This is a genomic window from Pseudomonas sp. 8(2025) (genome assembly GCF_052665325.1).
This window is the reverse complement of record NZ_JBQOIE010000012.1, coordinates 115,892-128,628: the sequence shown is the minus strand read 5'-3', so window position 1 is coordinate 128,628 and position 12,737 is coordinate 115,892. Positions and strand designations below refer to the sequence as shown.

Sequence of the window (12,737 nt, the reverse complement as noted above, 5' to 3'; positions counted from 1 at the left end):
GACTCTTAATGAACATTCAGAACCGAGTGGCGTGTCTTGCCCTGTCGCTGATGCTGTTCAGTGGCGCGGCGCTGGCCCAGGTGCGCATCGGCGTGAGCATGTCGCAGTTCGACGACACCTGGCTGACCTACCTGCGCGAGTCCATGGACCAGAAGGCCAGGTCCATGCCCGAAGGCGTGCAGTTGCAGTTCGAGGACGCCCGCAGTGACGTGGTCAAGCAGCTGAGCCAGGTGGAAAGCTTCATCAGCCAGAAGGTCGACGCCATCGTGGTCAACCCGGTGGATACCGCCGCCACTCGCAAGATCACCGAGGCGGCGGTCAAGGCCGGGATTCCCCTGGTCTACGTCAACCGTCGCCCGGACGACCTGAACCTGCCCAAGGGCGTGGTCACCGTGGCCTCCGACGACCTGGAGGCAGGCAAGATGCAGATGCAGTACCTGGCCGAGAAAATGGGCGGCAAGGGCAGCATCGTGATCCTTCTCGGCGACCTGGCGAACAACTCCACCACCAATCGCACCAAGGGGGTCAAGGAGGTGCTGGCCCGGTACCCCGGGATCAAGGTCGACCAGGAACAGACTGGCGTCTGGCTGCGGGACAAGGGCATGACCCTGGTCAACGACTGGCTGACCCAGGGCCGCGAGTTCAATGCGGTGGTGGCCAACAACGACGAGATGGCCATCGGTGCGGCCATGGCCCTGAACCAGGCCGGGGTGGCCAAGGGCAGCGTGCTGATCGCCGGGGTCGACGGCACCCCCGACGGGCTGCGCGCGGTGCAGCGCGGCGAGCTGGCGGTGTCGGTGTTCCAGGACGCCAAGGGCCAGGCCGACGGCTCGGTGGAAACCGCGGTGAAGATGGCCAACAAGCAGCCGGTGGACGCCGCGGTGTGGATTCCCTACCGCCTGATCACCCCGGAAACGGTCGCCCAGTTCAAGTAGGCGCCGGCCCTTCAATCACACGCGGGCCGGGCGGCGCTGGCTGCCCGGCCGCTGGAGTAGCTGATCATGAACGCTTGTGCTACTGCTTCGAGCCTGCACTCCCTGAGCCCGGCCGTGGCGCCCCAGGAGTCCTACCTGCTGGAAGTGCTGAATGTCAGCAAGGGCTTTCCCGGGGTGGTGGCCCTGGCCAACGTGCAACTGCGGGTACGCCCCGGCACGGTCCTGGCGCTGATGGGCGAAAACGGTGCCGGCAAGTCGACCCTGATGAAGATCATCGCGGGCATCTATCAGCCCGACTCCGGCGAACTGCGCCTCAAGGGCCGGCCTGTGACCTTCGCCACGCCGCTGGCGGCGCTGCAGGCGGGGATCGCCATGATCCACCAGGAACTCAACCTGATGCCGCACATGAGCATCGCCGAGAACATCTGGATCGGCCGCGAGCAACAGAACCGCCTGGGCCTGATCGACCATCGGGAAATGCACCGCTGCACTGCCGCCTTGCTGGCGCGCCTGCGCATCGAACTGGACCCCGAGGAGCAGGTGGGCAACCTGAGCATCGCCGAGCGCCAGATGGTGGAGATCGCCAAGGCGGTGTCCTACGACTCCGACGTGCTGATCATGGACGAACCGACCTCGGCCATCACCGACAAGGAGGTGGCGCACCTGTTCTCGATCATTGCCGACCTCAAGGCCCAGGGTAAGGGCATCGTCTATATCACCCACAAGATGAACGAAGTGTTCGCCATTGCCGATGAGGTGGCGGTGTTTCGCGATGGCGCCTACATCGGCCTGCAACGGGCCGACAGCCTGGACGGTGACAGCCTGATCTCGATGATGGTGGGGCGCGAGCTGAGCCAGTTGTTTCCCCAGCGCGAGAAGCCTATCGGCGAGCTGCTGCTCAAGGTCCGCGACTTGCGCCTGGACGGGGTGTTCAAGGGCGTGTCCTTCGATCTGCATGCCGGGGAGATCCTCGGCATTGCCGGGCTGATGGGCTCGGGGCGGACCAATGTCGCCGAAACCCTGTTCGGCATCACCCCAAGCGATGGCGGCGAGATTGTCCTCGACGGCCAGCCCCTGCGCATCGGCGACCCGCACCGGGCGATCGAGAAGGGCCTTGCCCTGCTGACCGAGGATCGCAAGCTCAGTGGCCTGTTCCCCTGCCTGTCGGTCCTGGAAAACATGGAAGTGGCGGTACTGCCGCACTACGCCGACGGCGGTTTTGTCCAGCAGAAGGCCTTGCGCGCCTTGTGCGAGGACATGTGCAGGAAACTGCGGGTCAAGACCCCGTCCCTGGAGCAATGCATCGACACCCTGTCCGGGGGCAATCAGCAGAAGGCCCTGCTGGCGCGCTGGCTGATGACCCAGCCGCGGATCCTGATTCTCGACGAGCCGACCCGGGGCATTGACGTGGGGGCCAAGGCCGAGATCTACCGCCTGATCGCCAGTCTGGCCGGTGAGGGCATGGCGGTGATCATGATTTCCTCGGAACTGCCCGAGGTGCTGGGCATGAGCGACCGGGTCATGGTCATGCACGAAGGGCAGCTGATGGGCACCCTGGACCGCAACGAGGCGACCCAGGAACGGGTCATGCAACTGGCTTCGGGCCTGAACTAGACGACATTCAACCCATGGGTGGTGGCTGGCAATGAACGCGATAATCGACAACAAACCCGCGGCGGTGGCGGTCAAGCCCCGGCGACGACTGCCCACCGAGCTGAGCATCTTCCTGGTGCTGATCGGTATCGGCCTGGTGTTCGAGCTGTTTGGCTGGATCGTCCGCGACCAGAGTTTCCTGCTCAATTCCCAGCGCCTGGTGCTGATGATTCTCCAGGTCTCGGTGATCGGCCTGCTGGCCATCGGCGTGACCCAGGTGATCATCACCACCGGCATCGACCTGTCTTCCGGTTCGGTGCTGGCCCTGTCGGCGATGATTGCCGCCAGCCTGGCCCAGACCTCGGACTTCACCCGGGCGGTGTTTCCCTCGCTGACCGACCTGCCGGTGTGGATCCCGGTGCTGGCCGGGCTCGGGGTCGGCCTCCTGGCGGGGGCGATCAACGGCAGTGTGATTGCCCTGACCGGCATTCCTCCCTTTATTGCCACCCTGGGGATGATGGTCTCGGCCCGGGGGCTGGCGCGTTACTACACCCAGGGCCAGCCGGTGAGCATGCTCTCCGATTCCTACACCGCCATCGGCCACGGGGCGATGCCGGTGGTGATCTTCCTGGTGGTGGCGCTGATCTTTCATATCGCCCTGCGCTACACCAAGTACGGCAAGTACACCTATGCCATCGGTGGCAACATGCAGGCGGCGCGGACCTCGGGGATCAACGTCAAGCGCCACCTGGTGATTGTCTACAGCATTGCCGGGCTGCTGGCGGGGCTGGCCGGGGTGGTGGCCTCGGCACGTGCGGCCACCGGGCAGGCGGGGATGGGCATGTCCTACGAGCTGGACGCGATTGCCGCGGCAGTGATCGGCGGCACCAGCCTGGCCGGCGGGGTGGGGCGCATCACCGGCACCGTGATCGGCGCGCTGATCCTCGGGGTCATGGCCAGTGGCTTCACCTTTGTCGGGGTCGATGCCTACATCCAGGACATCATCAAGGGCCTGATCATCGTGGTGGCGGTGGTCATCGACCAGTACCGCAACAAGCGCAAGCTCAAGCGCTGAGCAGGGGAGAGGAGCCGGCTGGTGCAGGAGCCGGCGTGCCAGCGAATACGCTCCCGAGCCCTGGCCCGCTCCAAAGGCCTCTTCGCCTGCCGGCCGGTGCCCCTGGAAATCGTTGAAAACGGCCAAAATCCGCCGTCCGGCACTGCCGTTTGTCTTCTAACAGACCCATGAGTATTGAATTTTTTGTTATAAACGCACTCCAATAAACGCCACCAAAGCCCGCATTTGCGGGCTTTGTGCGGTTTGTCGGACAGATTCGCTGTCATTTCAGTTGCTGCGCCCTCAAACCGGCCTTAGACTGCCGCCCCTCGTAAATTGAGTGCCGGGTGGCGCTTGGAAGGTATGGCGCCTTTCTGATGACCTGACGGGTCAACCGGAAACAGTTTGAATTCGCCTTAATGCACGTATTTTTTATAGAGAAATCAATGACCAAGGAAAAGTTGCTGGCCATGCCGGCGGATGACTACATGAATGCCGAGCAGCACGCTTTTTTCAGCGACCTGTTGCAAGCCATGAAGGTGGAAACCCACGAGCGCATCGAACAGAACCGGATCGCCATTGAAAGCCTGGACACCCCGGCTGACCCGGCCGACGCCGCTTCCGTCGAAGAAGAGCGCACCTGGTTGGTCAACGCCATTGATCGCGACCAGCGCATGCTGCCGCAACTGGAACAGGCCCTGGGCCGGATCAGCGACGACAGCTTCGGCTGGTGCGACGACAGCGGCGAGCCGATCGGCCTCAAGCGCCTGCTGATCAGCCCCACCACCAAGTACTGCATCGAGGCCCAAGAGCGCCACGAGCAGATCGACAAGCATCAGCGTCAAGCCTGATCGCCAGCCCCCGCCACAGCGGGGGCTCTGTTTTTTCGGGCAGTGCCCGCCCGCACATTCTCTTGATCTGCTGCAAACCCGCGACTAAGGGACCATGGATAATGGCCCTCTAGTGGCGTCTAATGCCGCAAACAATTAGAACGATGTGGGGTGACACAGATGTCAAGAGATGGATCTCTAGCGGCGCCGGTCGCACAGCCGCTGGCAACACCCGAAACCGCCGCCTGCTGGTGGGCGCCGTCCTTGCAGAGCGCGGCGCTGATGGCGCTGTTCGCCGGCCAGGCCCTGGGCGGCTGGTCGCTGTACCTGTGCCTGCCCGTGGCGGTGCTGGTGATCTGGCTGCCGCGGTTGCGCGGGCGCGGGCGGCCCCTGGTGGCGAACGCGACGGCTGACGATCAGTTGTCGGCGCTGACCCGCGACCTGTCCTACGGCACCACCCATAACGCACTGTCCGCGGCGGGCGTGGCCTACTCGGTGACCCAGCTGGCAGGCAAGCTGCAATCCCAGCTCGACGCCGCCGCGCGCATCGTCGGCAACGCCGAAGTGATGATCAAGACCGAGCAGGTCACCTCCCAACTCAGCCAGCAGGCCCTGGGCGCCGCCAGCGAGGCCCACGCCAGCAGCGCCGAAGGGCGCACGGTGCTGGGGGAATCCATCAGCCGCATGCACCTGCTCAGCCAGCGCGCCAATGGCAGCCGTGAGCTGATCGAGGCCCTGAGCCAGCGCAGCGAGGAGATCCAGCGGGTGACCCTGGTGATCCAGTCCATCGCCAGCCAGACCAACCTGCTGGCGCTGAATGCGGCCATCGAGGCAGCCCGGGCCGGGGAACACGGGCGCGGTTTCGCGGTGGTGGCCGATGAGGTGCGCGGGCTGGCCGGGCGCACCGCCGCGGCCACCGACGAGGTCGGGGTGATGGTGGCGGATATCCAGCAGCGCACCAGCGACGTGGTGGAGCAGATCCGCCAGCTGGCCGACGACCTCAACCTGGGGGTCGAGCAGGTGGAGCACACCGGTCGTCACCTGGACAACATCGCGCGCCTGGCGGCCGGGGTGGAAGGGCAGGTCAGCGAGATCGCCCGGGGCGCCGAGACCAATCGCGAGCAACTGGACAGCCTGTTTCATGCCGTGGAGCAGATGCGCAGCGACCTGGCGGTCAGCGACCAGCAGACCCGCAGCCTGGCGCAGGCCGCGGTGCAGATGGAAGGGCAGGCGGAAACCATCAGCGAACGCCTGGCGGCGGTGGGCCTGGATGACTATCACCAGCGCATCTACGACCTGGCCCGCGAAGGCGCGCGGCGCATTGCCGAGCAGTTCGAGGCCGACCTGGAGCAGAACCGCATCAGCCTCGACGATCTGTTCGATCGTCACTACCAGTTGATCGCCAACACCGACCCGGCCAAATACCAGACCCGCTTCGACCGCTACACCGATCAGGTGCTGCCGCCGATCCAGGAATCCCTGCTGCCGCGCCACGATGGCCTGGTGTTCGCCATCGCCTGTACCCAGGAAGGCTACGTGCCGACCCACAACAAGGTTTTTTCCCAGCCGCTGACCGGCGACCCCGAGGTGGACAACCTGCATAACCGCAGCAAGCGCAAGTTCGCCGACCGCACGGGGATCCGCTGTGGCAGCCACCAGCAACCGCTGCTTCTGCAGACCTATACCCGGGATACCGGCGAGCTGATGCATGACCTTTCGGTGCCGATCATGGTCCGCGGCCGGCACTGGGGCGGGCTGCGCCTGGGTTACAAACCCGAGCAGGCGCCAGGCTCGGGCAAGGGCTGAGGCCTCCATTGTTACGCTATCGGTAATGCTGCAATGCAGGAACAGGCTGTTCCAGGGGCCGGCAAGTTAGTTAGTATGCCAACATCGTTAGGCAGCTAACTAATTTTCTGGAGGTAGCTCCATGCACAGCAAAGTCGATGTAGCGGTGATGATTGGCAGCGGCGTGCCAGCCAGCCTGCGGGCCCAGGGCCGTCGTGCGTGCTGGGTGGTTCTGGTCAATGGCGAACAGCGCGGCACGGCCTTTGCCAGCCGCGCCGAGGCCGAGGAGTGCCGGCTGGCCTGGCAGCAGCAGCTGCAGGTACTGCTGCCCGGCGGCCGGCACCTGCGGCATTCGGCTTAACCGGCCTGGTGCAGGCGAAGGTTGAGCTCGTCCACCACGGGCGCCCAGTCGGCGTCTTCGCGCAGTTGCTGTTTGAGAAAGGCCGCTTGCTGGGGCGTCCAGAAGGGGGCGTCGATCATTTTCAGGTCTTCGTCCAGGGGCGAGTGCCGGGCGATGAAACCATCGATGGCGGCGGGGCTGGAATCCAGGCCCAACTGGTCGAACAGCCCTTCGAGGTTATGGGTGGGCGCTTCCATGGTGATCTCCTTGGGTGACGGGCAGCACCGGCGCTGCCTCAGTGCATCTGAGGCATGGCAGGCGCGCAAGTTCGATCCAAGGGGTCAGGCCAGGGTGCCGCTCTCGGCCTGGAACAACGCCGTCTGGGCCATGGACAGGGCAGTGCTGTAGGCCATGACCTGGGCCCGGGCGGACGACAGGGCCATGGCCCGGCCGGTGTCGGAGCCGGAATTGGCGCCCTTGACCGTGGCCAGGCGGGCCTTGGCCCGTTGCAGTTTCTGTTGCAGCAGCTCGATCTGCTTTTTCAGTTGGCGGATGCGTTTCTTCTTCGCCAGCAACAGCGCCTCTTCCGGGGTTTGCGCGCTGGAGCGGCTCAGGACCAGGGTCTCGCCGTCGTCCGAGGCTTCCAGTACCGCAGTGCTTGGATCCGGCTTGAGAAAGTCGGCCAGGCGAGATGGGGGTTTCAAGTCGATCATCATGATGCTCTTAAACGGATCTCGCCTTTGTATCGGTCGCGCTGTCGGATCCTTGACTGGCGCTGTCTGTCAGGCGTTCAGGGCGCCCTGGTCGATGGCCTGCTTGAGGGCCTTGGCCGACGCTCTGGCAGCCGCGGCAGCGTCTTCCGAGGTCTTGAACCAGCGATCGCGTTCCACCTGGTGGAAGGTGACCTGGGTCAGTGGGGGTTTGGCGCGCATGGCAATCACGGCCTGGAACTCGCCTTCGACTTCTCTGCACTCGCCACGAATGAAAAACTCGCCAATATCTAGTTCGGTCACTTCTAGCCTTCCCTTGGAGATGAGTGAGTGCTTGAACGCCCCCCAAGAGGGGGGCATTCAATCAATGGCGGAGTATGGCAGTTGTTGGGTGATGGCGGGCTGAGTTATATCATTTGGATTCTAGGTGGCGATTATTCTGATGATCTAATCTGAAACTTCCTGCTTCTGTTGCTGGGTAATATTACCGGCTGCGCGTCAACTCCGGCTTTTGCTGAAGTGGGTGCGCGCGAAGCCGGTGTGCGCTTTAAATAGTCGAAATGCACAAAGTTGCTCTAGAATTGCCTCTGCAACCCGAAGTGGCTGCCGACCGGGGGAATCGTGACCCGGGTGCATCCGGCCAGCAGGCCTGTTCCAGCACCCACCCCCGACGACGCGCCGCCACGCTTTGCGGGTCAGAGCTCACTCCTCACGCCTTCGACATGTGCCTGATGCATCGGCGAAATGCCCCTTGCTCAGTGCCGCCGCCAGCGTCGTGGCCAGGAGTGCCAGCTGCACTTGTGTGTATTGGGTAACCGATTGGGGTGACTACGCCGTCATGGCGGTTTTTTCGTGCCGTCCGTTTTTTTCCGGGCGACATCATTTTGAGTATCGGGGAGTGTTCCTTGGCAGTAAGTAATCTTGAAATGCATGCATTGTTCGTGTTGGGTGATTTGCGCGCAAAGCTGGTCAAGCAGTTCCAATCTCGTTTTGTCTACCTCACCGAACAGTCCGCCGAAGGCATCTACGTCGCCGAGATCGACACCGAGACGGCCCTGGTGGTGGACGACAAGCCGCGCCTTGAACTCAAGGTCGGCGATCATTTTCGCGCCGCCGTGCTGCCCAGCCGTGAAGGCGGCAAGATGGAGATCCGCTTTCGCGAGATCAAGCTGACGGTCTACGGCCTGGGCGACTACGCCTTTGTCAGCAGCCCCCTGGGGCAGGGCATCCTGTTCAAGGAAGGCCATTCGGTGGTGACCGTGTTTGCCGCCAACGAGCAGTTGCAGGAAGGCCTGACCAAGACCCTCAAGGCGGTGACCGCCAAGGCCGCCAAATGGCGCAAGGGCGAACTGGTGAGCTTCAAGGCCAGCGAGTGATGAGCCAGGGCCGCGCCGCGTTTCACCATGAGCATCAACAGGCCGCGAGCGCTGAAGCCCAGCGCCTGTTCGCGCAGAAGACCGTGCTCCAGGGCGCCTGGCTGAACTGGGTCGCCGCCCAGCTGTACAACCTGCGCCCCGCGGCCTACGCCAGCATGGTGCGCCGCGAGTTGCAGCAGTTGCAGGAGCCTCCGGCCTCTTGAGCGGCCATCCGGGAATGGCCTGGGGTTGAAACTACTGAACCTCTACTACAGTCAGTTGACTTAATGCTTTGGGGGCCGTGCGCTTAGGCGCTGCCTGCCCCTGTGGCCCAGGTCCTGACCCAAGAGGTGTACCCCGATGAAAGGAATCCGCGCGCTGCTGGCCAGCAGCCTGTTGAGCCTTGCCGCCCTGAGTACGGCGCAGCCGGTTGTGGCGGCGCCGCAACCGATTCATTTCGCCGACCTGAACTGGGAAAGCGGCAGCCTGATCACCGAGATCCTGCGGATCATGGTGGAGCAGGGCTATGGCTTGCCCACCGACACCTTGCCCGGCACCACCATCACCCTGGAAACGGCCTTGGCCAACAACGACATCCAGGTGATCGGCGAAGAGTGGGCGGGGCGTAGCCCGGTGTGGGTCAAGGCCGAGGCCGAAGGCAAGGTGCAGGCCCTGGGGGATACGGTCAAGGGCGCCACCGAAGGCTGGTGGGTGCCGGAATACGTGATCAAGGGCGACCCGGCCAAGGGTATAAAGCCCCTGGCGCCGGAGCTGCGTAGCGTGACCGACCTGGCCCGCTACAAGGACGTGTTCAAGGACCCGGAGAGCCCGGACAAGGGGCGTTTCCTCAACAGCCCGATCGGCTGGACCTCGGAGATCGTCAACCAGCAGAAGCTCAAGGCCTATGGCCTGCAGGACAGCTACGTGAATTTTCGCAGCGGTTCCGGAGCGGCCCTGGATGCGGAGATCAGCTCGGCGATCCGTCGCGGCAAGCCAATCCTGTTCTACTACTGGTCGCCCACGCCGCTGCTCGGGCGCTTCAAGCTGGTGCAACTGCAAGAACCACCCTTTGACGCCGAAGCCTGGAAGACCCTGACCGACGCCGCCAACCCCAACCCCCGGCCAACCCGTTCCCTGGCCTCCAGGTTGTCGATCGGGGTGTCCACGCCATTCCAGAAGCAGTACCCGCAACTGGCGCAGTTCTTCGCCAAGGTCGACCTGCCCATCGAGCCCCTGAACCGCGCCCTGGCGCAGATGAGCGAGAACCACAGTGCCCCGCGGGACGCGGCCCTGGCCTTCCTCAAGCAGCACCCCGACGTCTGGCGCGCCTGGGTGCCCCGGGACGTGGCGGACAGGATCGCCTCCACCTTGTAGGCGCCGGCGTGCCGGCGAATGGGCCCTTGAACCTTGCGCCCGACGGGTGCAGGGCAGGGGTCAGAAGCGGGTCTGCACCGCCACCTCGAAGGTTCGCGGCTGGCCCAGGTAGTACGCCGGGGACACATGGGCGAACTGGCCATAGACCTCGTTGGTCAGGTTGCGCACCCGGCCGGTCACTGTGGTGTGGCTGTCGACCTTGTAGCGCAGGAAGCTGCCGTACAGGGTGTAGGCAGGCATCCGCAGAGTGTTGGCGTTGTCGGCGTATACCGAGGCCACGTAGCGCGCATCGACCCCGGTCTGCCAGTTGGGCGACAGGTCATAGGTCAGCCACAGGTTGGCCAGCCGGTCCGGTACGTTGGTCGGCGTGTTGCCCTTGCGTGAAACCACCGCGCCGCTGGCGATCTTCTCGTTGAACTCGCCGTACTCGGCATCCACCCAGGCGAAGTTGGCTTGCGCCAGTAGCTTGGGGGTGATGTGCAGGGAACTGGCCAGCTCGATGCCCCTGGAGGTCTGCTGGCCCACCGGGATGCTGTTGGCCGGGTCCAGGGGATCGGTGACGGCAAAGTCCTTGCGCTCGATGCGATAGGCGGCAACGGTCGCCGAACCCCGTCCTTGCAGGTAGTCGAACTTGCTGCCCACTTCCCATTGCTTGCCCGTGGACACCTCGAAGTTCTGAGTGCCACTGGGCTGCTCGGCGGCGGTGCTGTACTGCACGTAGACATTGGCGCTGGGCAGGAACTGCCAGGTCAGGCCCAGGCGCCCGGTGACCGGTTCCCAGCTGCGCTTGAGGTGGCGCGGGTTGCTGGCGGTGATCAGCCGGTGGTTGGTCACGTCCAGGTCGATGGCGTCGTAGCGCAGGCCGCTGAGCAGTGACAGCTCGTCGGTCAGGGCCAGGCGGTTCTCGACGAACAGGGCGCGGGTGGTGACCTGGTTGGTCTTGTCCTTGGCCCAGCCCTGGCGGGTGCCCTTCAGGTCATAGAAGTACCCCGGCTGGAAGTTGCCGGGATCGACGCTGTTGCTGGCCGGCACGTTCCAGGGCGAGTTGGTGGTGCTGTTGACCTTGTACTCAAAACCCCCGGACCAGGTGGTGTCGAGGCCGAACAGCTGATCATCGTGGCGCAGTTCGAACTGGTTGCCGTCCTGCTGGCCCTGGTGCCTTACCAGGTAGGCGGTCGAGCGGTTCACCCGGCTGTTGTCGGCGTTGTACTGGTAGGTCTCCAGGTTGCGATAGTCGCGCTGGCTGTCCAGGTGGTAGAGGGTGTTGCGCAGGCTGGTGCTGGGGTTGATCCGGTAGTCGATGATCGAGCGCAGCCACACCGTGCGTTGCTCATACAGGCCATCGGCGACGTTGTAGTTGTTGAAGCGGTTGTGCTTGTCGATCTTCAGCTCACCGGCCTTGGGATTGAGCACCGGGGTGCCCCAGTAGGGGCTGTCCTCGTGTTCATCCTGGTATTCCACCGCCAGGGTGTGGGACAGGTCCGGGGTCAGGTCGCTGAGCAGGGAGAAGGCCAGGCTCCAGGCATCCCTTTCCTGGCGGTCGATGTAGCCGTTGCTGGTGTTGTGGCTGACGTCCAAGCGCGCGTAGTGCTGCACCTCGGCGCCGGCCGGGCTGAGGGCGTGGTTGACCCCGAAAGCGGTCTGCGTGGTGTCGTAGCTGCCGTAGCCGAGCAGGCCTTCGGCAGCCTGTTCGCGGCGGTCCGCGAGCTTGGTCACGTAGTTCAGCGAACCGCCCACGGAGCCGGCGCCATTGATCAGCGACGAGGGGCCGCCCACCAGTTCCACCCGGTCGTAGATCCAGGCGTCCACGGGCCGGGCCAGGCCGGTGGCGACGTTGATGCCGTTGAACATCTGGGTGATCTGGCTGCTGGTAAAACCACGGTAGGAGACGAAGCCGCCGAACCCCGGCGGCGCACTGGCGTTGACCCCGGGCAGGGCGTTGGCCGCTTCCTGGAAGGTGCGGGCGCCGCTTCGCTCCAGGTCCTGGCGGCTGGCCACGGCCACCGAGGCCGGGGTTTCGCGCAGGCTCAGGCCCAGGCGCGAGGCCATGCCGCTGGACTGGTCCAGGTTCAGGCCCGGCTCGGCATCGGCCTCATCCGCGCCGATGGTGGTGGGGGCCAGTTCGAGGCTCGGCTGGCCCCAGGCATTGATCGACAGGCAGCCCAGCAGGCTCGCCAGCAAAGGAAGGTGTTTCATCGGTGCATCCTGAATTCTTGGCTAGGAAAAGGCCCACGAACGCGCGCCGCGCGACAGCGCAGTGGGCAGGTTGAGCACGAGCAGGAATCAGGCGAGAGGCGGTGCCCGGGGATGGGCCGCGGGCCAGGTGGAGCGGGCGGGGAGGTCGGTCTTGGCCAGGGGGCGCGCAGGCGGGGCCTGGGGCTGCGGCAGCAGGGCCAGGGTCAGGCTGGAGTTCAGGGCCGGGCCCATGCCGCCGGTGGAGCACAGCGGGCAACCGAAGGCTTTGGATAGAGTGGGCAGGGAGCCCTGGTCGGCCGGTTTCTGCAGCGGTGCCTGGGTGGCAGGGTCGACGCTGCAGAACTGCCCGCCGATGCCGTTGAGCTGCATGCCGAGCATCTGCCCGTGGCCGATGCTGCAGGCGAACACGTTGAACAGGACGCAGCAATAGAGCATCCAGGCAACGAGCGAGCGATCGGAACGGGCAAATTTCATGGGGCGGCACTTTATCATCGAAGGCGACGAACGTACTTACAAAAACGGTCAATCGAGTCCATTCTTCAGCGACATTTTCTGCACGGACGTC

Annotated in this window: 14 protein-coding genes; 9 read left to right on the top strand and 5 right to left on the bottom strand. The window is 64.5% G+C overall.

Annotation, left to right across the window (positions count from 1 at the left end; all coding sequences use genetic code 11):
* Positions 1 to 8 precede the first annotated feature (8 nt).
* The 6 genes from ACUXVH_RS22190 (at position 9) to ACUXVH_RS22165 (ending at position 6,558) form a co-directional block, all read left to right on the top strand.
* The gene (locus tag ACUXVH_RS22190; protein ID WP_011060889.1) at positions 9 to 935 is read left to right on the top strand and encodes a sugar ABC transporter substrate-binding protein; all 927 of its coding nucleotides are present in this window, start codon (positions 9 to 11) and stop codon (positions 933 to 935) included.
* Between the two features lie 66 nt (positions 936 to 1,001).
* Complete coding sequence (locus tag ACUXVH_RS22185) at positions 1,002 to 2,549, top strand: sugar ABC transporter ATP-binding protein (RefSeq protein ID WP_065363833.1); 1,548 nt, start codon at positions 1,002 to 1,004, stop codon at positions 2,547 to 2,549.
* Positions 2,550 to 2,580: 31 nt separating this feature from the next.
* Positions 2,581 to 3,603, top strand: coding sequence for an ABC transporter permease (locus tag ACUXVH_RS22180; RefSeq protein ID WP_011060891.1), 1,023 nt, complete (start codon positions 2,581 to 2,583; stop codon positions 3,601 to 3,603).
* A gap of 425 nt (positions 3,604 to 4,028) precedes the next feature.
* On the top strand, positions 4,029 to 4,433 hold the full coding sequence (locus tag ACUXVH_RS22175) for a TraR/DksA family transcriptional regulator (protein WP_011060892.1): 405 nt from the start codon (positions 4,029 to 4,031) through the stop codon (positions 4,431 to 4,433).
* A 159-nt stretch (positions 4,434 to 4,592) separates the two neighbouring features.
* On the top strand, positions 4,593 to 6,218 hold the full coding sequence (locus ACUXVH_RS22170) for a methyl-accepting chemotaxis protein (RefSeq protein ID WP_065363834.1): 1,626 nt from the start codon (positions 4,593 to 4,595) through the stop codon (positions 6,216 to 6,218).
* 121 nt (positions 6,219 to 6,339) lie between these two features.
* Positions 6,340 to 6,558 (top strand): hypothetical protein, encoded by a 219-nt coding sequence (locus ACUXVH_RS22165; RefSeq protein ID WP_019094291.1) that lies wholly within the window; start codon positions 6,340 to 6,342, stop codon positions 6,556 to 6,558.
* Here ACUXVH_RS22165 and ACUXVH_RS22160 read toward each other — a convergent pair.
* The 3 genes from ACUXVH_RS22160 to ACUXVH_RS22150 all read right to left on the bottom strand — a co-directional run bounded on the left by ACUXVH_RS22160 (position 6,555) and on the right by ACUXVH_RS22150 (position 7,550).
* Entirely contained in the window at positions 6,555 to 6,794 is a 240-nt protein-coding gene (locus ACUXVH_RS22160) for a DUF2789 domain-containing protein (RefSeq protein WP_011060895.1), read from the bottom strand. The two genes, ACUXVH_RS22165 and ACUXVH_RS22160, sit on opposite strands and share 4 nt — an antisense overlap.
* 84 nt (positions 6,795 to 6,878) lie before the next feature.
* The gene (locus tag ACUXVH_RS22155; protein WP_176707104.1) at positions 6,879 to 7,241 is read right to left on the bottom strand and encodes a hypothetical protein; all 363 of its coding nucleotides are present in this window, start codon (positions 7,239 to 7,241) and stop codon (positions 6,879 to 6,881) included.
* A 78-nt stretch (positions 7,242 to 7,319) separates the two neighbouring features.
* Positions 7,320 to 7,550: a hypothetical protein gene (locus ACUXVH_RS22150; protein WP_026020108.1), complete on the bottom strand. Its 231-nt coding sequence runs from the start codon at positions 7,548 to 7,550 to the stop codon at positions 7,320 to 7,322.
* Positions 7,551 to 8,152: 602 nt separating this feature from the next.
* Here ACUXVH_RS22150 and ACUXVH_RS22145 point away from each other — a divergent pair.
* From ACUXVH_RS22145 to ACUXVH_RS22135, 3 genes are all read left to right on the top strand, one after another.
* Entirely contained in the window at positions 8,153 to 8,623 is a 471-nt protein-coding gene (locus tag ACUXVH_RS22145) for a hypothetical protein (protein WP_026020109.1), read from the top strand.
* Positions 8,623 to 8,826, top strand: a complete 204-nt coding sequence (locus tag ACUXVH_RS22140) for a hypothetical protein (RefSeq protein WP_053157976.1) — start codon at positions 8,623 to 8,625, stop codon at positions 8,824 to 8,826. The genes ACUXVH_RS22145 and ACUXVH_RS22140 overlap by 1 nt, the downstream gene beginning before the upstream one ends.
* A gap of 136 nt (positions 8,827 to 8,962) precedes the next feature.
* Entirely contained in the window at positions 8,963 to 9,976 is a 1,014-nt protein-coding gene (locus ACUXVH_RS22135) for an ABC transporter substrate-binding protein (RefSeq protein ID WP_065363836.1), read from the top strand.
* Positions 9,977 to 10,036: 60 nt separating this feature from the next.
* Here ACUXVH_RS22135 and ACUXVH_RS22130 read toward each other — a convergent pair whose 3' ends face one another.
* The gene (locus ACUXVH_RS22130; protein WP_019094293.1) at positions 10,037 to 12,172 is read right to left on the bottom strand and encodes a TonB-dependent receptor; all 2,136 of its coding nucleotides are present in this window, start codon (positions 12,170 to 12,172) and stop codon (positions 10,037 to 10,039) included.
* An 87-nt stretch (positions 12,173 to 12,259) separates the two neighbouring features.
* Positions 12,260 to 12,646, bottom strand: coding sequence for a DUF2946 domain-containing protein (locus tag ACUXVH_RS22125; RefSeq protein ID WP_047286184.1), 387 nt, complete (start codon positions 12,644 to 12,646; stop codon positions 12,260 to 12,262).
* Positions 12,647 to 12,737 lie beyond the last annotated feature (91 nt).

Coding starts and splice junctions, on each gene's coding strand:
- ACUXVH_RS22185 (WP_065363833.1), top strand. CDS start 1,002: ATGAACGCTTGTGCTACTGCTTCGAGCCTGCACTCCCTGAGCCCGGCC.
- ACUXVH_RS22135 (WP_065363836.1), top strand. CDS start 8,963: ATGAAAGGAATCCGCGCGCTGCTGGCCAGCAGCCTGTTGAGCCTTGCC.
- ACUXVH_RS22130 (WP_019094293.1), bottom strand. CDS start 12,172: ATGAAACACCTTCCTTTGCTGGCGAGCCTGCTGGGCTGCCTGTCGATC.
- ACUXVH_RS22125 (WP_047286184.1), bottom strand. CDS start 12,646: ATGAAATTTGCCCGTTCCGATCGCTCGCTCGTTGCCTGGATGCTCTAT.
- ACUXVH_RS22140 (WP_053157976.1), top strand. CDS start 8,623: ATGAGCCAGGGCCGCGCCGCGTTTCACCATGAGCATCAACAGGCCGCG.
- ACUXVH_RS22165 (WP_019094291.1), top strand. CDS start 6,340: ATGCACAGCAAAGTCGATGTAGCGGTGATGATTGGCAGCGGCGTGCCA.
- ACUXVH_RS22160 (WP_011060895.1), bottom strand. CDS start 6,794: ATGGAAGCGCCCACCCATAACCTCGAAGGGCTGTTCGACCAGTTGGGC.
- ACUXVH_RS22190 (WP_011060889.1), top strand. CDS start 9: ATGAACATTCAGAACCGAGTGGCGTGTCTTGCCCTGTCGCTGATGCTG.
- ACUXVH_RS22180 (WP_011060891.1), top strand. CDS start 2,581: ATGAACGCGATAATCGACAACAAACCCGCGGCGGTGGCGGTCAAGCCC.
- ACUXVH_RS22170 (WP_065363834.1), top strand. CDS start 4,593: ATGTCAAGAGATGGATCTCTAGCGGCGCCGGTCGCACAGCCGCTGGCA.
- ACUXVH_RS22175 (WP_011060892.1), top strand. CDS start 4,029: ATGACCAAGGAAAAGTTGCTGGCCATGCCGGCGGATGACTACATGAAT.